The organism is Pedobacter sp. GW460-11-11-14-TSB4, assembly GCF_059423705.1.
Genome location: NZ_JBWKYI010000018.1, coordinates 55937 through 82324 on the forward strand (window position 1 = coordinate 55937; position 26388 = coordinate 82324).

Consider the following 26388-nt stretch of genomic DNA (forward strand, 5'->3'; position numbering starts at 1 on the left):
TCCTCTTCTTATCTAATCAGCGTTACTGTACCTTTTCTCAATGATGTTGTTCCATTGGTGAAGGTGATATCAACCATATACACATACACACCAATTGGTTGATTTACACCTTTAAAAGTTCCATCCCATCCATTTGCTACATTGTCTGACTGGAATATCAATTGACCCCATTGTGTGTAAATACTCATTTTGGCGCTTGATATGGTATTACCGTAGATTAAGAAGGTATCGTTCTTACCGTCGTTATTCGGCGTAAATGCATTTGGTATGTAAACCTGATCTCCAAAAGGATTAGCAGCTTTACCAGTTACCGGAGTTGAATTTGCGCTGGTTTGGCACTCAAGCTGACCTCTGGCCCTTACAATAATGGTTACACTTTGATCTGGTTTCAAGCCTGTAGCTAAATAGGTTGTTCCGGTTGATCCACTTGTTGGATTGATCCAGGTTAAACCATTATCCAGCGAAACTTCGTATGCCGTAGCACCTGCAACCGCAGCCCATGCAAAGGTTACACTATTTGGTGTTGTGCTTTGTACCACTACTACTGGTTTTTCTAATACCGGCAATACATTCACCGTAACACCCGTTCTTGTTGGACTTGCACAACCACCCACTGCTACTGCTTCTACGTAATAGATTGTGGTAGCCGTTAAGTTTGGTGTAGTAAAGGTTATACCTTCTGCTAATACGGGTCCGCCAGAGCTTGCTGCATACCATCTGTAAACTAATCCTGTTACCGGATTATTAACCGTTAATATGGTTGAACTACCTGCGCAAAGTGTTCCGTTTGCTGCTGTTACCGATGCTGGTGCAACTGGTACTGGTAGCGCAATTACATTTACTGGCGTTCTAGATGATGAAATACAAGTTCCGTTTGCACCTTCAACATAATAAGTGATGTTTGCGTTAACTGCAGGTGTTGTAAAGTTTACGCCTGTGCCTGCTAACGTTCCGCCTATTGCTGCGGTGTACCAATTGTAGGTTACCCCAGTTTGAGGGTTGGTAACCGTTAATACAGCCGGACTTCCTGTACAAACACTAACAGATGTTGCGGCAACTGTTGGTACCGTAGGTTTCGCATTTACAGTTACCGTTACTTTAACACGCCCACCGTTGTTGTTACAACCTCCCGTACCGATTGCTAAAATGTAGTAATCTGTGGTGGCACTTAAAGCGGTAGTATTAAATGTTGTACCGGTGAATAATAAATTACCGGCAACTGCTGCATTGTACCATTCGTAGGTCACTCCTGCTTGTGCATTCGTTACGGTTAGTGTTGCTCCATCGCCTGCACAAACACCACCATTCGGACCAGATACTACTGGATTGTTAGGTAATGCATTTACGGTAATGGCTACAGCCCTTGCTGTTGCAGCGGTATTTTCACATTTGTTATCACCTTTAACGGTTACATAGTATGTGGCGTTTGCCGTTAATACCGGAGTAGTAAACACTGGACCAGTAAATACCACTGTATTTAAGGTCGCATCGCTATACCAGGTAAATATTGGATTAGTCACCGTTGTGCTGCTTGCTGCTAATGTTGCTGCTGTGCTTGCACAAACTGAAGTTGATCCGTTTACGGTAATATCTGTTGCCACCGCATTTGGATTAACAGTAACAGTTACTGTTTTCGCGTTCGCCGCAGTGTTTTCACATTTATTGCTTCCTTTAACCGTTACATAATAAGTTTTAGTAGCTGTTAATACAGGAGTGGTAAATATTGGTCCGGTAAAGGCCACACTGGTTAACGAAGCATCGTTGTACCAGGTAAATACCGGATTGGTTACAGTTGTTGAACTTGCATTGATTACCGCTGTTCCTGAACCACATATTCTAGCTGGGGTTGATAAGGTAATATCCGCAGCTGTTGCGCCTTGATTAACATTAACCGTTACCACTTTAGCCGTGATACCTGAGTTTTCACACTTGTTATCACCTTTAACTGTAACATAATATTTAGTTGTTGCAGTTAATACAGGGGTAACGAATGATGTTCCTACGTAAGCTACCGAAGTTAAGGCCGCATCGTTGTACCAGGTAAATGTTGGATTGGTTACGGTAGTTGTACTGGCTACTAACGTCGTTCCAGATCCTGAGCAGATTGTGGCATCAGTTGCTGTTATATCTGCAGCAGTAGCAACCGGATTAACGGTTATTGTAATTACCCTGGCTGTACCCGGTGCATTTTCACATTTATTATCGCCTTTAACCGTTACATAATAAGTGGTGGTGCTGTTTAAAGCAGGTGTAGTATAGGTTGCGCCAATGAAACTTACATTGGTTAAAGCGGCATCACTATACCAGGTAAATACCGGATTAGTTACTGTTGGTGATGTTGCACTTAATACGGCCGATGATCCTGCGCAAGCAGATGTGCTTCCGTTTAGAATAATATCGGTAGTTGTTGCCAATGGATTAACCGTCACGGTTACTGCTTTAGCATCAGCTGCAGTGTTTTCACATTTATTGGCACCTTTAACGCTTACATAATAAGTAGTGGTGGCCGTTAATCCGGTTACGGTAAACGTTGGACCCGTAAATACTACACTGGTTAATGAAGCATCGCTATACCATGTAAATACTGGCTGGGTTACTGTTGTACTCGAAGCCATTAACATTACAGTAGAACCTGAACAGATTTTAGCATTGCTTACTGCAATATCTGCAGCTGTTGCAAATTCTTTAACGGTTACGGTAACTACCTTAGCATTTGCCGCTAAATTCTCACATTTATTATCACCTCTTACGGTTACATAGTAAGTAGTGGTGGCACTAAGTGCAGGTGTAGTAAAGCTGGCACCTACATGAGCTACAGTGGTTAATGCTGCATTGCTATACCAGGTAAATACCGGATTAATTACTGTTGTTGTTGAAGCAGACAGTGCGGCTGTTGATCCTTTACAGATCGTTGTTATACCATTGATGGCAATATCTGAATCAGTAGCTGCCGGATTAACAGTGATGGTAATCGATTTTGCAGTAGCTGCTGTATTCTCACATTTATTATCGCCTTTAACCGTTACATAATAAGTGGTGGTTGCATTAAGTGCAGGTGTAATAAAGTTAGCACCTGTAAACGCTACCGTAGTTAAAGCCGCATCACTGTACCAGGTAAATACCGGGTTGGTTACTGTGGTGCTGGTTGCATTTAAAGTAACAGAAGAGCCACCGCAAATGGTGCTTGTTCCTGCTAAGTTAATATCAGTAGGGCCGGCAACTGGGTTAACCGTTACGGTTACCTCTTTTGCATTACCTGCTGTATTTGCACATTTATTTGTGCCGCTAACGGTAACATAATATTTAGTTGTTACGGTAATGGCTGGTGTATTAAATACGGCACCTACAAAAGCTACCTGTGTTAAGGCGGCATCGCTGTACCAGGTAAACACGGGACTGGTCACTGTTGTACTACTTGCAGTAAGTACTGCTGTTCCAGAAGCACATAATGATGTTGTTCCGGTTACTGTTACATCGGCAGCAACTGCTGATGGATTAACTGTAATGGAAACCTTGGTACGTGTTGAGTTTGAACAACCCGCTCCACTTACGGCTTCCACATAGTAATCATGTGGTCCTACTGCAAGCGATGCAGGTGTAGTAAAGCTACTGTTGTTGGTTACCAACATGTTGCCGCCTGTAGCAGCATCGTACCAGTTATAAGTAATACCTGCCACTGCCTGTACACTTAAGGTAGCAGATGAGCCGATACAAGTTGTGGCTGGGTTGGTAGTAGACGGAATCGGTGCTACTGCCGGAGGTAAGATAGTTACCACTACTTTGGTTCCTAAAGTCTCGCAACCATTAGCTGTTGCCGTTACCGAATAGGTATAAGTACCTGCAGTTAAAGCTGGATCTGTTGTGAAAGTTGTTCCGTCTTTTCCTGCCTGATAAGTTGAGCCTAAGTACCATTTGTATACCACTCCTGCTTGTGGGTTCTGCACGCTCAATGTTGCAGATGAACCTTGACAAGCACTTGCTGTAGCAGCGCTAACGGTTGGTGTGGTGATTACACGCTGTGCATAATCTAAATTAACAGATGTTAATGCGCCCAATAAGCCCGAGCTTAACCTCAATTCTGCTCCATCAAATTTACTGGTTGGAACGAAGGTTAATATAGCAGATGTACCGCCTGATAATAATTTTAAACTGATTAATGGGTTAGATATTGAAACCGCATCGTTATTGCTGGTTGTACCCTGGAAAGTAGTTACCGTTAAGTTGTTTAACACCCCTACTGAAAGCAATGCACCCGGAGTGGTAATTTTCACTCTTAAAGTATCGCCTACATTTGATAATCCGGTAAAGCCAACCTGGTGATAAACAGATGCACCAAGTAATCCCACTGGGATAACTAAACTAGATCCGGTATTGATATCGTTATCAACCGCAAAAGTTGGATTGAAAACACCGGCCAGTAAAGCTACGCCCGTTACACCGCTTGCAACTGTTGTGGTAGCCGCTCCACAAGGTGTGGTTACCGGTGTACCATTAGGAATTACGGTAACCGTTACCGTTGCCCTGCTTGTTGCAGTACATCCACCCGGAACTGTAGCTTCTACATAATACGTTGTAGTTGCGGTTAATTGTGGTGTTACATAAGTTTCACCAGTATATACCGGAACTAGTCCGTTTGCAGTAGTGTACCAGTTAATGGTTGCACCTGCTGTGCTCGAAGTTGCTTTTAATACGGCAACAGAACCTTCACTGATGGTAATTGATGGCGGCGTAATTACCGGAACATCTATAGTACCCAATATAATTTTAGCCTCAGTTCTTGTTGACGAGCTACCGCAGCCATTTACCGCTGCCACGAAATAACTTCTGTTGGCTGCAATTAATGGTGTTGTAAAGTTATCACCTGTAAACAATACGGTTGTAGATACTGCTGTATCGTACCAGTTATAGGTTGTGCCTACAATTGGATTTTTAACCTGGAAAGTAACCGATGTATTCGGACAAGTATTAACAGATGCTGATAATAGATCTGGTGTTACCGGTGCCGGGTTGGTGGTTACATTAACTACTGTTTTATAACTTACGCAACCTGTTGCAGAAACTGCGGCAACATAGAATTTCGTATCGCCTGTTAATACTGGTGTGGTAAATATGATACCATCTTTACCAGTTAAGTAAGTGCCTGTGGCATCGTACCACCTGTAAGTTAAACTTGCTGATGGGTTGCTTACCTCAAGCTGAGCGGTTTGGCCCACACAAGCCGTAACATTTGCTGATGCTACAGTTGGTGCCACTAAAATACGTTGTGCGTAATTTAAGTTGATTGATGTTAAAGCACCTAATAAACCAGAGTTTAACCTTACTTCTACCCCATCGAAAACATTCGTTGGTACAAAAGTGATCAAAGCCTGGGTATTGCCGCTTAGCAATTGAATATTGATTAAGTTATCATTTAACAATCTCGAATCACCATTGCTGTTGGTTCCAACATAAGTGGTAATAGAGGCGTTTCCTAATAACGAAAGTGATAATAGTTTTCCTGGTGATGATACCAGAACACGTACGGTATCACCAACTTTAGATAACGAACCGAAACCAACTCTTTGATAAACAGATGCACCAAGTGCTCCAACTGGCATAACCAGTGAAGATGCAGTTTGTGTATCGTTATCAATCGCTAATGTTGGATTAAACACGCCTGATAATAAAGCTACACCTGTAACGCCACCAACTTGTGTGGTTGCCGCCTCGCATGGTACCGGATTTGGAGATCCGTTTCCATCAACGGTGATGGTTACCTGAACGCGACTTGCAGAAGTACAACCATTGGTAGAAACAGATTCTACATAATAGGTTGTAGTAGCCAATAATGGAGGAGTAACATAAGTAGCGCCTACATAAACTGGTGTAGTTGAAGTATTAGAAGTATACCAATTGAAAGTATTGGTTGGATCTGCCGAGCTGGCTGTTAAAATTGCAGTTTGCCCTGCGCTCACTGTTGATGAACTTGCAGTTACTACAGGTAAAACCGGACGAGGATTTACGGATACAGCCGCCGCAGCACGTGCAGCACTTGTACAGTTTCCTTGAGCGGCTTCAACATAATAGGTCGTAGCTGCCGTTAATGCTGGTGTTGGGAACACTGCACCTGTGAAAACCAGGTTTCCACCTACTGCAGCATCGTACCATTTATAAGTTACCGCAGCATCTGGATTAGCAACCGATAAAGTTGCTGATGATCCTTCACAAACATTAGCAATTGTAGCCAATACTGGTGTTGGTAATGCTGGTGTAACCGTTACCGTTACCGGAACTCTTGTTACGTTCGGACAACCACCTTTGCTTACTTGGATATAATAAGTGGTAGTAGCAGTTAAAGCTGGTGTAGTGAATGTTTCGCCAGTGGCCAATTGTGTACCACCGGTTGCAGCATCGTACCAGGCTAATGTTGTACCACCGTTTGCTGTTGCAGTTAAAGTTGCAGTGCTTCCGGCACAGATGGTTTGAGCACCTGCAGTTACCGTTGGATTAGGATAAATTACCGTTGCACCATAAACATCTAAACTGGTTAAAGCTGTAACTAATGCGCCGAAGCTCACCTGTACCCTATCATAAGCACCGCCTGCTAATATGGTTGCAGCGAAACGGTTACCTGATAACAGCTGGAGATTTAATAATCCGCCGTTTAATTGTACTGTTTTTACAACGGTAGTACCATTTAATACGGTAACCGTTACGTTGTTTAATAAACCAACATCAGCTAAACCGGTTGGTAATGCTAAGTCTAAACGAAGACTATCTGTAGCTGTTCCAGCGTTAGGGAAAATTAATTGTTGGTAACCTGAGCCACCTACACCTACAGAAAGAGATATTCTGGTAAAGTTAGCAGGATCAGCATCAGTAGAATTTCCTGCGCCGGTTATACCGCACAATAAACAAATTCCGTTTATACCTGAGTTTTGTGAATTAGCAGCGTTACATGCAGTACCACCACCGTTATTTAATACGGTAACGGTTACTGGTACGCGGCTTGCACTTTTACAACCACTGGCATTGGTCGTTTCTACATAATAAGTAGTCGTAGCCGATAATGTTGGTGTAGTAAATGAAGTTCCTGCGCCTACCTGTGTTCCACCTGTAGCAGCATCGTACCATTGAATGGTATTTCCGGCATCAGCCGTTGCCAATAAAGTAGTCGACTGTCCGGCGTTAATTACCTGGCTGTTGGTGGTTACTGTTGCCGCAGTTGCTGGTGGGTTAACCGAAACATTAACTGCAGTTCTTGAACTTACAGCTGTTCCTGATACCGCCTCTACATAAAATACTGTTGGAGCAGTTACTGCAGGTGTTACAAAAACACCTGTATTATTGGTCACCAAAGGTGTACTTCCGGTAGAAGCATACCAGTTATAGGTAACACCAGCTTGCAAATTGCTAACGCTTAAGGTAGCAGGGCTTCCGGCACACACTGTAGCTGCTGCAACCACTGGTGCATCGACCGTTACGGTTAAGCTATAGGCTGTTGTTGCTTTGTTTCCGTTGGCATCTGTTGCGGTTAAAGAGATGATAAACGTTCCACCTAAAGTTGGTGTTCCTGTAATTTCTCTTGTTGCCGTATTAAAACTTAATCCCGGAGGAAGGTTTGTTGCTAAATAAGTATATGGTGCTGTTCCACCGGTTACCGCTGGCAAAGTTTGCGTTGGATATGGTGTACCTACAATACCATTTGGTAAAGTTGCACCAGGTAATGATAATACCCCAATTACTTTAAGTGCATAAGTATTACTTGCGGTTCTGCCTTCACTATCGGTAGCCGTTACGCCAATTGAATAATTTCCGGCTTGTGTAGGTGTACCCGAAACTTCTCTTGTTGCAGGGTTAAAAGTTAATCCCGCTGGAAGATTAGTTGCTACATAAGTATATGGACCAACACCACCAGTTGCCGAAGGCAGGGTTTGTGTAGCATATACTGTTCCTTCAGTTCCATCAGGCAAAGTTGCTGCTGGTAAGACTAAAGGATTAACAACCGTAATGCTATAATTATTGCTTGCTGTTTTTCCGTCAGCATCGGTCACCGTTACCGGTACAGTGAATGTACCTGCTTGTGTTGGCGTTCCTGAAATTGCTCTTGTAGCCGGATCAAAAGTTAATCCCGGAGGAAGACCAGTTGCCGCATAAGTATAAGGTGTTGTTCCACCCGTTGCAGATGGAATAGTTTGTGTAGGGTAAACAGTTCCTGTGGTTCCATTGGCTAAAGTTGCCGCAGGTAACACCAAAGGATCGGTTACTTTAAGCGTATAGTTAGATGTAATGGTATTGCCATTGGCATCTGTTACGGTTACCGGAATCGTAAATGTTCCGATTTGAGTTGGCGTACCTGTAATTTCTCTTGTTGCCGGATTAAAGGTTAATCCTGGAGGAACACCAGTAGCCGAATAAGTATAAGGACCTGTTCCGCCTGTTGCAGCTGGAATTCCATTTGTAGTATATGGCGTACCGGTTACGCCGTTAGGCAATGCTCCCGGAGCCAACGCTAATGCTGGTGTTACCGTTAAGGTAAAAGTAGCAGTTGTGCTACAGCCTTTGGTATCGGTGGCCACAACATCGAATGTTGGGTTACCCGTTGCAGTTGGTGTTCCACTTACCAAACCACTTGGCGATAAGGTTAAACCAGCTGGTAAAGTACTGCCGGCAGCTAAGGTATAAGTATAACCTGGTGTACCGCCGGTAGCAACCGGAAGTTGTTTGCTGTAAGGAGATGCAATGGTTGCATTGGTTAAAGTAGTACCTGCGAATACAATTGCCGGATTAACCGTAATTGTTACCGGAACCCTTGTTGTATTTGAACAGGTTCCTTTAGTTACCTGAACATAATAAGTAGTAGTGGTGGTTAAAGCAGGAGTAGTGAAGTTGGCTCCTGTTCCCACTTGCGTTCCACCTGTTGGTGCGTCGAACCAGGTTAAGGTTGTACCACCATTTGCAGTTGCACTTAAGGTTGCTGTACTGCCCGAACAAATAGATTGTGCACCAGCAATAAATGTTGGATTAGGATAAACTACGGTTGCACCATAAATATCTAAGCTGGTTAAAGCCGAAACTAATGCGCCGAAGCTTACCTGAACCCTATCATACGCACCACCTGCCAAAACAGTTGCTGCAAAACGATTGCCCGATAAAAGTTGAAGGTTTAATAATCCTCCGTTTAATTGTACTGTTCTTACTACGGTAGCACCGTTTAATACAGTTACGGTTACATTGTTTAAAAGACCCACATCAGCTAAACCGGTTGGTAAAGCTAAATCTAAACGGATGCTATCAGTAGCCACACCTGTAGATGGGAAAATTAATTGCTGGTAACCTGTAGCGGCAACACCTACAGCAAGAGAAATCCTGGTGAAGTTGTTGGCATCAGCATCAGTTGAATTACCTGCGCCATTTACCGCACATAACAGACAGATCCCATTAATACCTGTATTCTGACCATTAGCGGCATTACAAGCTGTAGCACCACCGCCGTTAATTACGGTTACTGTTACCGGAACGCGGCTTGCGCTTTTACAGCCATTGCTGCTTGTGGTTTCTATATAATAAATTTTAGTTGCAGTTAAAGCTGGGGTAGTGAACGAAGTTCCTGTTCCAACCTGTGTTCCTGCTGATGGTGCATCAAACCAGGCGATGGTATTTCCAGCGTCGGCAGTTGCCGTTAACGTTGTAGTTTGTCCGGAGTTGATCACCTGGTTATTCGTCGTAACCGTCGCTAAAGTTGCAGGCGGATTAACGGAAACACTAACCGATGTTCTTGAACTGATTGCTGTTCCGGAAACGGCCTCAGCATAAAACACGGTTGCCGAATTTACAACAGGTGTTACAAAAGTACCGTTGTTACCAGTTACCAATGGGGTGCTTCCGGTAGATGCATACCAGTTATAAGTTACACCTGGTTGCAGGTTACTAACCGTTAAAGTTGCAGTACTACCTAAACATACCGTAGCAGAAGCTACAACCGGAGCATTTACTGTTACGGTTATGGCATAAGTGGTTGTTGCTTTATTGTTATTTGCATCAGTTGCTGTTAAAGAAATATTATAGTTACCTCCTTGTGTTGGCGTTCCGGTAATTTCTCTTGTAGCTGGGTTGAACGATAATCCCGGAGGAAGGTTCGTAGCTACATAAGTATATGGCGAAGTACCACCTGTTACCGCAGGTAAAGTTTGTGGTAAGTATGAAGTACCTACAATTCCGTTAGGTAAAGTTTTAGTCGGCAAGGTTAACGTTCCAATTACTTTAACTGGATAGGTGTTGCTTGCTGTTTTACCTTGACTGTCAGTAACGGTAACATTTATTGCATAATTACCGGCCTGGGTTGGCGTACCTGTAACTTCTCTTGTTGCCGGATTAAACGTTAAGCCTGCAGGAAGATCAGTAGCGATATAAGTATAAGGGCCAACACCACCTGTTGCAGCTGGAAGAACCTGTGTAGCATAAGCCACATTTTCTGTTCCATCTGGTAAAGTTGCCGATGGTAATACCAATGGACTGTTTATCGTAATGCTGTAATTTGTAGTCGCCGTTTTTCCGTCAGCATCTGTTACCGTAACGGGTACGGTATAAGCTCCCGGTGTTGTTGGTGTACCGGTAATGGCTTTAGTTGACGGGTTAAAAGTTAATCCCGGAGGAAGGCCTGTTGCCGAATAAGTATAAGGTGTTGATCCACCAGTTGCACTCGGAATAATCTGCGTAGGATAAACTGTTCCTGTTGTACCGTCAGCTAAAGTGGCCGCAGGTAGTAACAATGGATCAGTAATTTTGATCGTATAGTTCGAAATAATGGTGTTTCCATTCGCATCAACAACGGTAACCGGAATCGAATATGTTCCAGGTTGCGTTGGTGTTCCGGTAATTTCTCTGGTTGCCGGATTAAATGTTAAGCCCGGAGGCACACCTGTTGCACTATAAGTATATGGTCCTGTTCCGCCAGTAGCTGCCGGAAGAGTTTGTGTTGGATAAACCGTTCCGGTCACACCATCAGGCAAGGTACCTGGTGCAAATACCAACGAAGCTGTTACTGTTAAACTGTAAGTTGCAGTTGCTTTACAGCCTTTACTATCTGTTGCAACCACATCGAAAGTTGAATTACCCGCTACAGTTGGTGTTCCTGTAATTGCACCAGTTGGCGACAGGGTTAAGCCAGCTGGCAAGGCACTGCCCGCAGCCAAAGCATAAGTATAACCTGCTGTTCCACCTGTAGCTGCTGTTAATTGTTTAGAATAAGCAAAGCCCGGTGTCGCATTGGTTAATGTTGCCCCATTAAAAATAATTTGTGGGTTTACTGTAATTACGACAGGAATCCTTGTCGATTCTGCTGTACAGCCTATTCTTCTGGCGGCAACATAATAAGTTTTAGAAGCAGTTAATGCAGGTGTTGTGAAAGTACCATTAAAAGCAACTGTTTGTAAAGCTGTTCCACCTTCAATGGCATCATACCATCTCAATTCATTGGTATTTGGCGTAGTGGCGTTTAAATCTACTGTACTGTTGTAACATGCAGCAATGGCCGTGCTCGCCGGCGTTGGTCTGCCTGCAGAGCGAATTACACCATAAACATTAAGGGTTTGCGTCAGGTTTAAGGTAACTACTGAGCCCAGTGTTACTTTCACCCTGTCGTATACCACATTTGCACCTGGAGAAAACGGTATCGACACCGGTTGACCACTATTTAATAAACCCAGTAAATCCAGATTTAAGGTAGTCGGAACTGATCCGGTATATACCTGGGTACCGCCGTTATATGCTGTAATTGAAATATTTTGCAAAAGCCCTGCTGTTAATAAAGCAGGAGTAGAACTAAACCGAAGGTTAATATCGTCGCCAGGATTTGATGGCGTTGCAAAATAAAAATTTTGGCTAATGGATGAGCCCACGCCAAGTATACCTAAACTAAGTTGAGAAAAATTATTTGGGTCGGTATCAATGGCCCTTTCGCTATTGGTTACCCCTGAGCTGCCCAATTGCAAGGCATCGAGTGTAATACCGGTACCTTCATAACCTGTAGTAAATGCCTGCGCACAAGGATCATTTCCTGAAGTATAAAATGAGTAATAAACCTTTGTATTATTAGCTACTGAAAGCAAAAGTGCATTGGTTACATCTTTTATAAACACCCTATCATAAGCCTGTGTAGGAGTTACTGCAATATAAAAGAAACCATTTGCATCTTTTACCAGTCGTAAATTATCTGAAGAAAATCCGTCTACACTATTCCCTGCCGGGGGTACTGCCGAAGCACCGTTTCTGGCTCCTACCTGGAATGAATGGTTTCCAAGAACTACGGTTCCACCCACATTGGCCAGTAAGGTACCTAAACTACCACCTAATAACCTGTTCAGGATGTCGCCATCAAAATCTATTCTGATATAAGATGTAACTCCTGCAGCTACCAAAGCCGGATATTTTAATTCCAGTTCGCCACTATACGACCCTATACCAACAGCAATTCCGCCATACGAATTTACCGTAGCGAAGTTATTGTTGTTTAATGTTGCATTTGTTGCATTATCTACATGATCTGATTTGGTAACCGTATTTGCAAAAATTTTAGTTTGCGAATACGATTTCGAGGAAAAGAGCGTTAATAGAATGATGATTGCAACACAAGTATTGCGAATTATCCCTGTTCGGGACGAGAAAGTATAAGTTTTCATCATGTCAGGCGTTATTTTAGGAGACTTACTATGTGCTAATGCTGCTGTTTGGTAAATGATTTTCAGGCATTATATAATTATGACAAATCTAAATCTAGAATAGCATCCTATCCTATCCATTGCTATTCATTTTTATGCAATCCATTTCATTCATTTTATTCATACAGGACTTTCTTCATGAATAGATTTCCTCAATTGTGAAATTATGATGACATTAGCGGTAGTCATCCCATCTGTTAATTAATGAATGCTAACGATCTCCTTATCGAACTCAGGAAGTTTGTCCTTATAAAATCTGGTTTGAGAAATATCGACCCAGCTCATTGTAAGATTATTTCTGAGTATGTATTTCAAGAAACCAAAAATTATGTAAGTGAAACAACGATCAAGCGATTCTTTGGCTTCGCAAACACCTTACATAAATTCTCTTTATTTACTTTAAATAGCTTATCACAATATATTGGCTATAACGATTGGGATTCGTTTTGTAAAGACAAGGAAAATCAAACCACCTCTGTTCAAAGTATCTGGCAGGATTTAAAGCTAAAAGCACATGCCATTACAGAGATCTCGTTAATTGCGAATAAAAATAATTCAGGCGTTCCGTTTAATGCTACCGCCAACAGAAGTTTTTTTTATCCTGATTTTGATTACTTCTTAAAAAACAACTACCAGTTTACCACAGTAAGTGCTCAGCCGGGTCAGGGGAAATCGATATTGCTTGCACACATGGTAGAATATTTTTTCTTATCAGAAAATGCCCTCTACAAAAACGATATCGTATTATTGGTTAACTCTACCAGTATTAATACCATTATCCAAAATGGAAATACTTTAAAAGACTGGTTTTTAAAAGAGTTTAAATTCGGGAGCCTGACGGAGTTAATCAGTTTTTTCAAAAAAAATCCCGAGAAGAGAGAAGGCCGTTTCATTATTATTGTTGATGGTATTGATGAACATTTAGCCAGAAGCAATTATTTTAAAACGTTTATCGACTTTTTATATAGTATAGAAGAAAACAACTTTGTTAAACTCATATTTGGCCTGCGAACAAATAGCTGGATTAATCTTCAACCCGCTATTTACGGTTCTGCATCTTTAACTAAAGCCTGGTATACGGGCTTATTTTATGATGAGGATACCTTAAGCAATGTACCATCGCTAAATGTTGATGAGGTACTCTATACCCTAAGCCATATAGAAAATAAAATTATCAATCGGGCAGATGTAAGCGCTCCCCTATTAGCACAGTTTAAAACGCCATTCTGGTTACAGGTTTATTTCAAGCTCAAAGATGAGAACCACCATCTGGAGTTGAATAACCCTTTGTTATGTTATGAATTAATTAATTATTTTCTAGAAAAACGCGTATTTCTTGCAAAAAAAAGCACTGAAAAAATATTTCTCCTCAAAAAAATAAGCGATTGCATTTCAGAAGGAAATAAAAAATTAAGGGTTGCTAAAGAAAAAATCCTGAGTTATATCAATTGTTACCCTGATGCATATGAAGAACTTTTACATGCCGGGATTATCATTGAAGAAAAAAGATTAAGTACAACCATTCCGACAGAAATTGTCCGTTTTTTAAACGACGATATTTATACCTATTTCCTTTTTATACAGATCACCGATAAATTTGAATATAAACCTTGTAAATCATTTTTCGAGCATATCTTAAACAGTTTCCCTGGTCAAACCTCCCGAAGAGATCATATACTGAACTGGGCCATCAGATTCTGTATCAACCGGAACGAAATTGCCGCTTTAAAAAGCATTTTCAGACTGCCATTTACCAACAGCGAAAAAAACAGTGCTTTCGATTTTATCTGTTATGTATCTAAATACGAACTCGGTAAACCCAATTCTAACTTCAATAAGTTAAGCATTGGCATCGATTTTATCGACATTATGGCTACCGGGCGAACCATGAGTAACCTGTATAAGGAAACCATCAAAACCATTTCGGAGAATGTACTGAATGAAGATGTTCAGATTATGCTGCATGTAATAGAATGTAACGTTAACCTTATCGATGTAGATAAAGTGGCTCTAGCCAATACCATGCAGTTGTTAAAGCGAAATTATAAAAGGTTAAACGAACTTTTCCCGATTAACCCTTATGATTTAATTCTTTATTTCTACAATAATCTTGTTAACAAACCCAATGAGAGCAAAACGCTCGAAGATAAAATCATAAAACTTTGCCAGGAGATAGATCAGAGTAAACCGCTTAAAAATGAAGAAATTACCTCTGCCGAAATACTTTCTTACCGGCTGGTATTGATTACCTTATTCTCTCAAAAAAGTTATGCAGAATGCCACCGTTTTATTATGGCCATACTGAGTAAGTATCCCAATATATTTTATGTAAGACATTCGGTTTTCTCCCCTTTTTTATTGCTTCATTTGGGTCAAACCTATATCAAGCTCAACTATTTTAAAAAGGCGCAGCGCATTATACAGTTCGTTGATAAAATCATCAGCAGCGATTATACCTATTATACCAATTTTATATCGGCCAGCTTTAGTGTTTTTAAAGCCAATTTTTACAGCGCCACACATAATTACGAGCAAGCACTTATTGAAACGAATATTGGCCTGGAGATTACCAGGAAGAATGATTTTAAGATGTTCGAGATTGCCCTGTTATTAAGCAAAATCGATACCCTAAAACATACGGAAGAATCGGAAGAAGTATCGAACGTAATTAAAGAACTGCTAAACTTTTTAACGGTACATAAACTCTCCATGCCCGATTATTCTAACTTGAGCAGTCATGAATTCGAACATACCTTTAAGATTTTAAAATCTTACCGCCGGCACCAAAACCTATAGAAAAAAGCCCGGCGAATGGCAAGACTTTCATTTTCGGGGTTGCCGGGTGCAAAAACCTTTGTTCCTAAACCCGATAAAGCGTCATAGCCCGGAGCGTAGCGAGGACTATAAGCGATAGCGGGGCTGTAGTTGCCAAGAACCACAAGCCATCCATTTCCTAATCATAAAAAACATGATGATACTAATGGGCGCTCCTTCATTTCGGTCGGTGACACCAACCGATAGGATTATTCGTTAAGGTTTATTTGGAGCGCAAAGCCTGTACACTACAAAAAGTTTCTTCCCGTTTTCCGCTTTTACGCTTCGCTTCCTCGTACCTCGTCGCTGCAGGGTAACGCTGCAACCGCCCGCCTGCTTCGGGCAGGGGGCTGGGGAGCAAAACCAGTTTTTCATTTTTGGGGTTGCCGGGTGCAAAAAACCTTGTTCCTAAACCCGATAAAGCGAACATCCCGATTGTTCATCGGGATAAAGCGATAGCGGGGCTGTAGTTGCCAAGAAATACAAGCCGCCCATTCCCTAATCATAAAAAACATGATGATGCTTATGGGCGCTCCTTGATTTCGGTCGGTGAGACACCAACCGATAGAATTATTCGTTAAGATTTATTTAACGCAGGGCCTGTACAAACAACAGACCCTCCCTTAAGTATTGTGATTTTATTTAATCAAATTATAAAGCTCATCCAGCTTAGGCGAAAGCACAATCTCTATCCTTCTGTTTTTGCTTCTTCCATCGGCATTGGCGTTGGTACCCAGCGGCTGAAATTCGCCTTTACCTGTAGCCGTCATCCTCACGCTTTCTACCTTTCCGTTCTCCGTTAAATAACGTACCACAGAGGTAGCCCTCAACACGCTTAAATCCCAGTTATCTTTAATCTGCCCCAGGTTGTTTATTTTCTGATTATCGGTATGGCCTTCTACCGCAATGTTGATTTCAGGTTGTTGTTTTAATACATTGGCCAATTGGGTAAGGGCCTGCTTTCCTTTTTCATCAATAATAATACTTCCCGAAGGGAACAACAGTTTATCGGTTAGCGAAACATAAACTTTACCATTTTTAATCTCTACGGTTAAACCACTTTTGGTGAAACCCAATAAAGCCTGTTGAAGTTTTTCTTTCAGGGCATTGGTTGCCTCATCGCGTTTACGCAAAACTTCTTCAACTTCTTTTAACCGTTTTTCGCGGGCAGCTAAATCGCCAGATAGTTTGGTGATTTCTGATGAGGAATTATTTTTTAGCTTTTTATAGCTCGCATCCATTGCATTGTAGTTGTTCTGCAAATCGCGAAGTTCTTCAGCCATTAAAGTTGTATCCTTTTTAAGCTTGCTTACTTCTTTTTCTAAGTTTCCGATCTTAACTAAGCCCTCGTTAAAAGCAGTATACAATGAATCTTTAGTACCCAATAAAGCTTTATACTTTTTAGGCGATAAAATAACACACGAGCTTATGGAAGAGATAAACAAGAGAAGCGCAAATGCAAGAAAGGTATTTTTCATTATTTTATTTGGGGGTTAACTGGTTAATCGGTTAACTGTTTAATCGTGGTGGTTAACCAACTTATACGATTTATACAATTAACCATCTATTGCATTCCGTAAAAATGCAACTAAAGGTTGTACTATTTTAAAAGAACTTATCAACTTATTAACGAGGTTTGGTTGTAAAAATTCTGCATCATCGATTTTTGTGGTGGCCTCGAAGCTTTTCAACTTTAAAAATTCGATGTTTGGATCTGCGGGATCATAACCTTTAGGTGCATTTTTAAGGGCATTATCAACACCCAGTTTAAAGTTTTTCTTAAAGGCTGCGTTATTTATAATTTCTTTAAAATCGCCAATATTATAATCGATCTCTTGCCTGATCAATTTTAAATGCGGCGCATCAGGCATCCAGTATCCACCGGCTATAAAACTTTTCCCAGGTTGAATGTGCAGGTAATAACCTGGGTCATTACCTCCTTTTTTGGTAGAGAACCATACGCCGAAGTTATTTTTATATGGGTCTTTGTTTTTGCTGAAGCGGACATCACGATAAATGCGTAAAAGGCACTTCTTTGGGTCCATCTCTGCAGGAAGCATGGGGTCTGCTTTGGCCAGCTCTGGAATAATACTCGCTACAAGTTCGAGTACATCAGCCTTTGCATTTTCATAAACTTCTTTATTATCGGCAAACCATTCGCGGTTGTTATTTTCCGCTACATCTTTTATAAAACTAAGGGTCTCTTTTTTTAACATACAGCATTGGGTTAACTGGTTAATCGGTTAATTGTTTAATCGCTAAATGTCACAATTAACCAGTCTAAACGATTTAAACGATTAACCAATAATTACTTATCGTAATACGGTTTGTATTTTATATTTGGCGATAAAACATGGAGCAGTATCATTCTAGAATAGCGATAGTTAAACGGATACAGGGTAAAACAACCTGCAAAAATAACAATCAGATAAGGCCAGAAGGTTTCATCGGTAAGCGGGCCAAAAATTAGATAGGTGATCAAACTGGCAAAAAGCATCTCTATTACGTTCATGGCATAACTTACATACATGGCGGCATAGAAATAACCGGGTTCAATTTCTATACGTTGTGCACAATGCCCGCAGATTTCTTTGGTATGCTGAATGTTCCAGCCATACATACTGCCGGTAAAAATATCTCCCCTGCGGCAATGCGGACACTTACAATGTACAATGGCGTAAAGCTTTGAGGTTGTTTGATCAGACATGCTTTTAATTTAAATTAAAAGGTTCCTTTTTCATATTAAGGTGCACATTCTTTTTTCGGTATTTTTTATACCACACTACACCAACAATAACAGCCATTAAATAGGGAAGAGATAAAAGATACAATACACCTGTGTTTAAACCTGCGGTTTGTGTATTCCCGTTTTTAACACCTTGTTCGGCATTAATGGTACACATAGAGCATTGGGCATTAACATTGGGACTTACCGCAAATGTACATACCAGTACAAACAGGATAAAAATTACTTTCTTCTTCATTCGGTACAAATATAAGCATAAACGCTTGGAGGGGTTTAAAAATTATGTCATAAAAAAACCCTTGCTTTTTAGGGCAAGGGTTACGGGAGAGATAGATTAAAATTAGATTTTAATTATTTATAGCGTTCCGTACATAAAAGAACTTAAATCTGCTGTACGGTATAAGCCTCCCAACAAAGGACTATTTACATTGGTACTGCTTACCCAATCAATTTTAAACGGACCGGTTAAAAAATAATTTTGAATATCAATTAACTGGGTTGTCCTTGCAACCCAGTTACTATCGTAAATGGGATTACTTAGTGTAATAACTCCATCATTCATTGTATAATTGTATGTCGCTACTGCTGTAAGTGTAGTAGTACCATTGTTATTTTGGGTTGTCACCGTTGCAGTATTATTACTAGTCAATGCAAAACGAACGGCTACAAGAGTCCGAGATGGAGTAAGAGTTGTTGCAAATTTAGTTACACTTGCCTGATATATTGCGTTGAATCCTGACGTTACTCCTAATGGCAAACTTGTACCAATGTTAATACTCCTATAAGCAAAAGCAGATGGGAAACCAAATTGCAATGATAGTGGTACAATTGGAACGTTAGAGTTTTGTACATTAATCCTGGTCGTACCAACCATAATATAATAAGTCTTGCTTGCCGAATCGTAAAACAGTTCATTAAAATAAACACTTCCGTAATTTAAATAAGCACTTAGTGAGAGTTTATTGATGCCATATGCAAAAGTTACGCTTTTGGATTGGACAACTCCTTTGCTATCTAAATAGGTTAGCTTTAAAGTTTTTGAAGTTGGATCAATAGATAAAGCTCCTTTTGTTCCATCCGCAAATTGCAAATACGGGTTTTTATTCGCTGCAATATATGCTGTATTGGCGTCGGTCATGGTTTTTAAACCGCCGGCCAATATACTTTGGCTTTCTGCAGCAGATAAAGTTACTATCGACATCTTATTTCCGTAAAACGTTCCCTCAAATTTAAGGGTATCGCCTGCAACGCCTGCGAAAGCAAATTCAAAGTCAGATTTTAAACCACTCGCATTTGCGCCACCACTGATACTTGCATCAGGATCGGCTATTAAATGGATGTAGTTATACGTATCAAAAATTAAAGTTGGTCTTTGCAAAGCTTTTAACCGGTAAGTGCTAGTTTGTGGTGCTGTAGACGACGCGTTGTTCACATCGCCCATCATATCAACCTTTCCGTCAGCCAAAAACTTAAAGTAAAAAGAAAAACCTTTTCCTCCCGAAGGGTAAATGGTGGCTTTCCATCCATTTGGTGCAGCTATTAATTTAGCTTGGTTAGCAGCCAGCTCAGCTGTTAATCTAGTATCAGGATCGTCCAAAATAGGATCTGAATCCTTTTTACAACTCGCCATTAACAAGACAACAAGTGCTATATATAAAATTTTATTTTTCATGTTTTATAAAATTAATTTCCTAAAACGCCATAAGTGAATGATGCAGCATTGGTAGTTTTTCTAAAGCCACCATATTCTATCCTCATATCTGGAGTATAAAAATAATTTAACAATAAAGGACTTTGAACAAAATAGCCCGTTAGCGGGGCAACAGCTGTAGCAATTACATTTGCATTTGCATCTCTGGTGGTAGCCGTAAAGGTAACCTGGTTTCCAGTCGCAGCGTAAGTATGGGTAAATAAGCCAGTATAAGCTGTTCCAATCGCTGTTCCTGCAGTAGCATGAAAATTAACCTTCATCTGCATCTCTGTTGCACTGGTAAATGTGATGGTCATATTATCCAGTTCATATTTTGCAGTGGTATTTAAAGCTAAAAGTGCAGTTTTAGCATTATTATAAGCTGTAGTAAACTCATCCGATAAACCTGTAGTGGTTGCGGGATTAATATTCACGGAGCTAAATGCTTTACCAAAACCTAAATAGCCTGATAAACTTATCGGCGATAAATCATTGAAAGATTTTTGAACCCGTGTTTGTAATCCATAAAAATCTATTCCCCAGGTTTGCTTAAAGTATGCTACAACCAGTGCTTCTTTTGCCCTGATGGAGGCTACAGCAGTAGCAGAAGTATTGGCTTTTAGCAATGCTTCGTAACCCGACTTCCCTTCGGTTAACATAATGGAAACCATTTCTGCATAATCTTCGCCTGGTGCAGCCTGTGCATACTGACTAATGAAGCCATTAGCTGCAAAACCTGTACTATTGTTCCAATCGGCAGTATAACCAGCCGGCGTAATCAGCGGAAATTCTTTTTGATAAGTAATCGTCTGGTTTAAAATGTGGGTAAATTCATGGTGAATGGTTTTTAAAACTCTTTTCGCTACTGAGCGTTCAGATTTATCGAAGTTGTTAACGTTAAACAAAGTTACCTTAACTCCACCTTCAGCTTCGCCCAGCGTAACAGTACCGCCAGAGTTATATTGAAGACTTCCAACTAAAACATATTGTTTAGGAGAGTATTTCTTTATAAAATCTGAACCAGCCTCAGCAGTGTAAGGATCAATCCATGAACCTTTTACCACTTCCATTAATGGTTGTACCTTATCGTATTTTACAGGGGTAAGGGTTTTACTATTGTCGTACTCTGTACCATCCCATCTGTATTTTACATACAGATTGTAGGGTTGGGTAAAGTTGGTGAATAGCCATTTATCAAGGGTAGTTTCTTCCCATTTATCGCCACCCAGCCCAACAATTTCGCGGTTAAGGTTTTCGTCTTCTTTTTTACAACCAGAACCCGCAACTAAGAGCGCCAGCATTAAAATATATAATTTTTTCATGTTGATAAATTTTAGGTTATCTAGGATTTTGTTGCATTCCTGCTAAGGTTACTTCACTTGGCAACTGCCAAACTTTTCTCAAATCATCAGCAGCTAACTCTACGGTATTTCCATCTGGATCAAGATGGCTAACAGGTAACTTATACCTTAAAATATCCATCCAACGCATTCCTTCTTCTACAAACTCTGCCCTTTTCAAATCCAATAAAGCGAAAATATAGGCCTGTTTGGCATCAGAGGTTCTTGAAGTGTAAAAGCTCTTAATTTTTGCATCGGTAAAATTGTGGGTAGATGCTACATAACCAGCAACTCTTTGACTAATTAATGTATTCATATCCACCAAAGCATCACTAAGCCTGTCTCTCATAATATAGGCTTCCGCTCTATTTAACAATACCTCTTCTGATGTTAATAATGTTTGCATTACATACCCAACCCCTGTACTTGCGTTTATACTGGTACGTACAAAATGTTCATAATGTTTAGGAATAAAGTAAAAGGTTGAAGAGCTTGAATATCGTTGATATGCCGTTAAACTTATACCTAGTGGAGCAATAATGGTATTCAGTCTATTCTGACTTAAAGAATAGACCGTAGTTTTATAATTCCTGGCACACCAAGATGCGGTTTCTGCTAACAATAAATTACCAGGATTTGCCGCACTCGACATGTTTTGAGCAATTTCAGTTGAACCACCTGTCGGTGCTGAATAAGCAAACCACGGTCTTACATTTGTAGCAAAGTTGTTGGAAGGAAAAGCTAAATTAGCATAGGTAATTACCTTCTCATAATCTTTCTTAAATAAATAAAAACGTGTGGCAAAAGCATATGATGCTTTACGTGTAAAGTGATAAGCCGGTACTCTGTAAAGCTCATCTTTTATTAATGGAATACCTTCAAGCAAATCTTTTTCTATCTGATCGTAAACATAAGCCACTGTTTTGCGGTCGTAGTTTCTCAGTACCACTGTTTCCGGTGTGGTAACATATGGGATACCTAAATCAGAAGCTGCTGTTGCACTATCGTAACATTTCGAAAAGAAAGTAACCAACATAAAGTGCGCATAGGCTCTAGCCACTAGTGCTTCTCCTCTTTGATGTGTATAATTCTGTGGATCCGGTGCTTTATCAATGGCATCTAATGCCTGGTTTGCAGCAGCAATCGCTTCGTAACAGTTATTCCAATAGTTATTTGGCGTATCCTGACCAGTACCCTGCACATCTTTCCAATAATAAGCATCTCTGTTTTCAGGTTTATCAAGTCCTGTTAAACTTACAAAAGATGGGTTATCAGACATGGCTTCTGCTACCATCACATAACTTCCGCCAGGATAAGCAGTAACTAATAATTCTGAAACTTTCTCAGGCGTGTTTAATTTGGTACGCTGATCTGGCGATACCTCTAAATATTTCTTACAGCCAGAACCAAATGCTGCAAGCGTGATGAACGAATAAATTATATATTTCTTCATTTTAATTCTTATTAAATACCAACTTTTAGGGATAAAGTAATTTGTCTAGGTATTGGTAATGCTACACCACCAGATCCAAAGAACTCAGGATCCTGCCCTTTCAGTTTTTTATCGGCATAGATTAACCAAATGTTATTTCCTTGCAGTTTTAACGATAACGAGTTTAAACCGATCGATTTCGCATATTTTGTAGACAGATTGTATGCTAACGAAACTTGTTTCAATCGTACAAAAGAACCATCAGCAACGCGATCTGAAGAATAGTTGTATGCCGTATAAGGATAAGTTCCGGTTAAAGACTTTCTTAATAAATAATCGGCAATTGATGGTACATTGGTAATGGTCTCATCACCAGGTAAAGTCCATCTATCTAAAAATTCTCTTGGCATTGCATCACTATCATCGTAGTTAGTTGCAAAAACATTTGTTAACCTGATTTTATTTCCAGCTTGATAAGAAACAAATACGTTTAGGGCGAAATTTTTATAATTGAAAGTATTGTTTAAACCACCAGTGTAAAGCGGATCAACGGAACCTTCGTATTTAAGGTAATCTGTGGTTGTACTTTGTACGTATACGTTACTGCTGGCTACACCACTTTCGTTTGTAAATACCGGTACGCCCAGGTTATTTAGTTTTTGAAAGTCGATAGAATATAATCCTCTTACCGCACCACCCTCTTTAGGGCCACCTTCCGGGATAATTAAATCGTAAATACGTGGTTTACTTTTTAAATTGGTAATGGTGTTTTTATTGTATCCAAATGTAAAGGTGGTATTCCATTTAAAATCAGTCGTTTTAACAGGCATACCGCTCAGGTTTACTTCAAATCCATGTGAATTCATATCAGCATAATTGGCCGATTTTGTAAACTCACCACCAATACCAGAAGTTCTAAAGTTGCCGATCAGGTCGAAACCTTTTCTATTGTAATAATCTAATGATACATTTAAGCGGCTTTGGAACAAACCTAAGTCTACCCCAATGTTAGCCTCATATTGTTTTTCCCAGGTAAGTTCCGAATTCTCTAATCCATTTAAAGTAATTCGTGGCTCTACTTCAGATAACCTTGGTCTTAATGTGGTGCTATTGGCTAAAACTACAGATGAGTTAGTGGCACTACCCATACTTGCTGTTAAACCGTAACCACCTCTTAACTTTAAGTAACTGATTTGCGAAATATTTTTAATAAATTCTTCCTGATCTACATTCCAGGCTGCACTTAAAGTCCAGGTTGGAAGCCATCTTGCCACAGCACTTTCGCCCAAACGGTTACTTCCGTCGTACCTGAATGTTCCGTTAAATACATATTTAGAATCGTAAGAATAACTACCGTTTAAGAAAAAGGCCGCATATCTATCAAAAAATCTATCCATGCCATAGTAATTGTAATTACCTTCCAATAGCATTTTAATAATTCTGTAATCGATAAATGGCTCACCTCCTTTGTCGTATTGATAACCATAACCATTATTGAAACTGTTTTGACGGTTTGCAAATTTGATCTCCTGTCCGATAAAAGCGCCGAGTGCATGTTTACCAAAGTCCTGTTTCCAATCAATTTGATTTCTTACATTGAAATTTAACAGATAATCGTCGTTTCTATTGTAAAATCCACCTTGAGGGAGTACACTTTCCTTATCGATAATTTCCGGACGGTCCGGATCATCGTATAAGAAAATATTAGCATTGGCAATAGTAGAATTTGGTGCATAACGATAGGCAGTTGCCATATTCGAATATTCTGTAATTTTATGCTCGCGGGTTGTTTTTACATAACGCATTGCACCTACAGATCTGAATTCAAAGTTTTTAATAAACTTATAGTTAAACTCCCCCTGCATTTTCATATCCAACATATCTAAATCGATGTAGTTGTTTTGCGTTTCGTTAAGGATATTAAATGGCGCATAATTTCTGGTAAAATATTCCAGATTACCATTGTCATCATATGCCCTTATTGTACGGCTAGTATTTAATGCATAGCTAAAAGGGTTAATATCAAAATCGCGTGTATAGGTTCCTTCTACCACATTACTGGTTCTGCCCAATGTACCCGGAGCCCTTTGTTGCCTGTATGCTCCTGTAGCCAATAAGCCAATATTGATTTTAGGAGAAAGGGTATAATTTCCGCGAAGGTTCATGGTATATCGCTTCACATTATCTGCAATAGACCATCCGTTATCGTTATAATAACCAACTGAGAAATAGTGCTGTGATTTTTCAGATCCCGAAGAAATACTGATTGAATGTTCCTGCACAAAAGAATTTTTGAAAAGCACATCAAACCAATCGGTATTAGCGGTTGCGTATTTTTGCAAAAATGCCGCTCTTCCTTCTGGTGTATTCACAACACCAAATTGACCGGTGCTGCTATTATACTTATTAATTTCCTGGTACATTTTTGCAAATACACCTCCATTCATTCCATTTACAATATTTGGCGATAATCCACCTTTACGATAAACCTCTGCATATAACGACATCTGATCTGCAGAATTCATGATATTATAGGAATCGTAATTTGGTTTTAAGAAAGAAGAAAAGTTACCGCTATAATTAATAGTTGTATTTCCGATCTTTCCTTTTTTGGTTGTAATTACGACTACCCCGTTCATGGCTCTTGCACCATAAAGTGCAGTTGCCGAAGCATCCTTTAAAATGTTAAAGCTTTCTATGTCATCGGCATTTATTCCTGCTACCGATGATCCGATTAGCGTTAAAGCATCTCCGCTGGATAACTGATCATTAGAAATGTTAACGATATCTTCTAATACAATTCCATCAACTACCCAAAGTGGTTTATTCTCTCCCGAAATAGACGTAGCACCACGAACGCGGATTTTTGGTGCAGTACCAAAAGTACCCGAAACATTCTGTACCGAAACCCCTGCAACACGGCCTTCTAACATCCGGCTAACATCTACAACACCATCTTGTTTTACATCACTACCTTTAACGGTTGTTGCGGATCCTGTAAATAATTTTTTCTGTATATTTTGATATCCTGTTGATACTACATCAACTGTTTTTAGATCATTAACATTTTCTTTGAGACTTACGTTAATTCTCGTGCGGTTGTTAACCTCCAATTCAATCGTGTTGTAACCTACATAACTAAAAACAAGTGTACCGGCATCACTTACCCTAATTGTATATTCACCATTAGCGTTGGTTGTGGTAGAATTAGTGGTTCCTTTTTCACGGATACTGGCACCCGGGATTCCACTTCCATTATCATCCGATACTTTCCCTTTTACCTCAATAACAGCAAAATAGTTAACAATTTTATCGAAAATACTCTTTTCTTTAGGTTTAATTAAGATGGTTTTATCTTCAATAGTATAGGTTAAATCCCGTCCTGAAATAATTTTAGCCATTACTTCTTCAATGGTAGCATTATTAAAGTTCGCATTTAAAGTAGTTGTACTTTTAATGGTATTGGTTGATAACAATACATCATAACCAGATTGCTGTCTGATTTCCCTAAACATTTTCTCTAATGTTACATTCTTTTCCTTTAATGTAACCAGCTGGCCAAATGAAGCTGCACTTACCTGCATTAACGAGGCAAGCAATATGACCGTAACTAACTTCATAATTAATAGCAATTTAGGTATGTAGCGTTGATGCGTACATAAAATTCT

Annotated in this window: 11 protein-coding genes; 1 reads left to right on the top strand and 10 read right to left on the bottom strand. The window is 40.0% G+C overall.

Annotated elements, in window-relative coordinates:
* Positions 1 to 8: 8 nt before the first annotated feature.
* Complete coding sequence (locus AC07YT_RS16985; protein ID WP_086547872.1) at positions 9 to 12662, bottom strand: Ig-like domain-containing protein; 12654 nt, start codon at positions 12660 to 12662, stop codon at positions 9 to 11.
* Positions 12663 to 12902: 240 nt separating this feature from the next.
* On the opposite strand from AC07YT_RS16985, the gene AC07YT_RS16990 reads away from it, so the two are divergent.
* On the top strand, positions 12903 to 15494 hold the full coding sequence (locus AC07YT_RS16990; protein ID WP_086547873.1) for a hypothetical protein: 2592 nt from the start codon (positions 12903 to 12905) through the stop codon (positions 15492 to 15494).
* A 241-nt stretch (positions 15495 to 15735) separates the two neighbouring features.
* Here the strand turns inward: AC07YT_RS16990 and AC07YT_RS16995 are convergent, their stop codons facing one another.
* From AC07YT_RS16995 to AC07YT_RS17035, 9 genes are all read right to left on the bottom strand, one after another.
* On the bottom strand, positions 15736 to 15942 hold the full coding sequence (locus tag AC07YT_RS16995; RefSeq protein WP_086547874.1) for a hypothetical protein: 207 nt from the start codon (positions 15940 to 15942) through the stop codon (positions 15736 to 15738).
* 208 nt (positions 15943 to 16150) lie between these two features.
* A complete protein-coding gene (locus tag AC07YT_RS17000) occupies positions 16151 to 16990 on the bottom strand; it encodes an OmpA/MotB family protein (protein ID WP_086547875.1) in 840 nt (279 codons plus the stop codon).
* Between the two features lie 78 nt (positions 16991 to 17068).
* Entirely contained in the window at positions 17069 to 17728 is a 660-nt protein-coding gene (locus tag AC07YT_RS17005) for a DUF2461 domain-containing protein (protein ID WP_086547876.1), read from the bottom strand.
* A 92-nt stretch (positions 17729 to 17820) separates the two neighbouring features.
* On the bottom strand, positions 17821 to 18219 hold the full coding sequence (locus tag AC07YT_RS17010) for a DUF983 domain-containing protein (RefSeq protein WP_086547877.1): 399 nt from the start codon (positions 18217 to 18219) through the stop codon (positions 17821 to 17823).
* Positions 18220 to 18223: 4 nt separating this feature from the next.
* On the bottom strand, positions 18224 to 18496 hold the full coding sequence (locus AC07YT_RS17015) for a hypothetical protein (RefSeq protein WP_086547878.1): 273 nt from the start codon (positions 18494 to 18496) through the stop codon (positions 18224 to 18226).
* A gap of 117 nt (positions 18497 to 18613) precedes the next feature.
* Positions 18614 to 19930 carry a DUF4302 domain-containing protein gene (locus AC07YT_RS17020; protein WP_086547879.1) on the bottom strand — a complete coding sequence of 439 codons (1317 nt, stop codon included), beginning with the start codon at positions 19928 to 19930 and terminating at the stop codon, positions 18614 to 18616.
* Positions 19931 to 19941: 11 nt separating this feature from the next.
* Positions 19942 to 21270 carry a zinc-binding metallopeptidase gene (locus tag AC07YT_RS17025; RefSeq protein WP_494945425.1) on the bottom strand — a complete coding sequence of 443 codons (1329 nt, stop codon included), beginning with the start codon at positions 21268 to 21270 and terminating at the stop codon, positions 19942 to 19944.
* Positions 21271 to 21286: 16 nt separating this feature from the next.
* The gene (locus AC07YT_RS17030; protein WP_086547881.1) at positions 21287 to 22741 is read right to left on the bottom strand and encodes a RagB/SusD family nutrient uptake outer membrane protein; all 1455 of its coding nucleotides are present in this window, start codon (positions 22739 to 22741) and stop codon (positions 21287 to 21289) included.
* A gap of 11 nt (positions 22742 to 22752) precedes the next feature.
* Positions 22753 to 26340: a SusC/RagA family TonB-linked outer membrane protein gene (locus tag AC07YT_RS17035; RefSeq protein WP_494945426.1), complete on the bottom strand. Its 3588-nt coding sequence runs from the start codon at positions 26338 to 26340 to the stop codon at positions 22753 to 22755.
* Between the last annotated feature and the right edge of the window lie 48 nt (positions 26341 to 26388).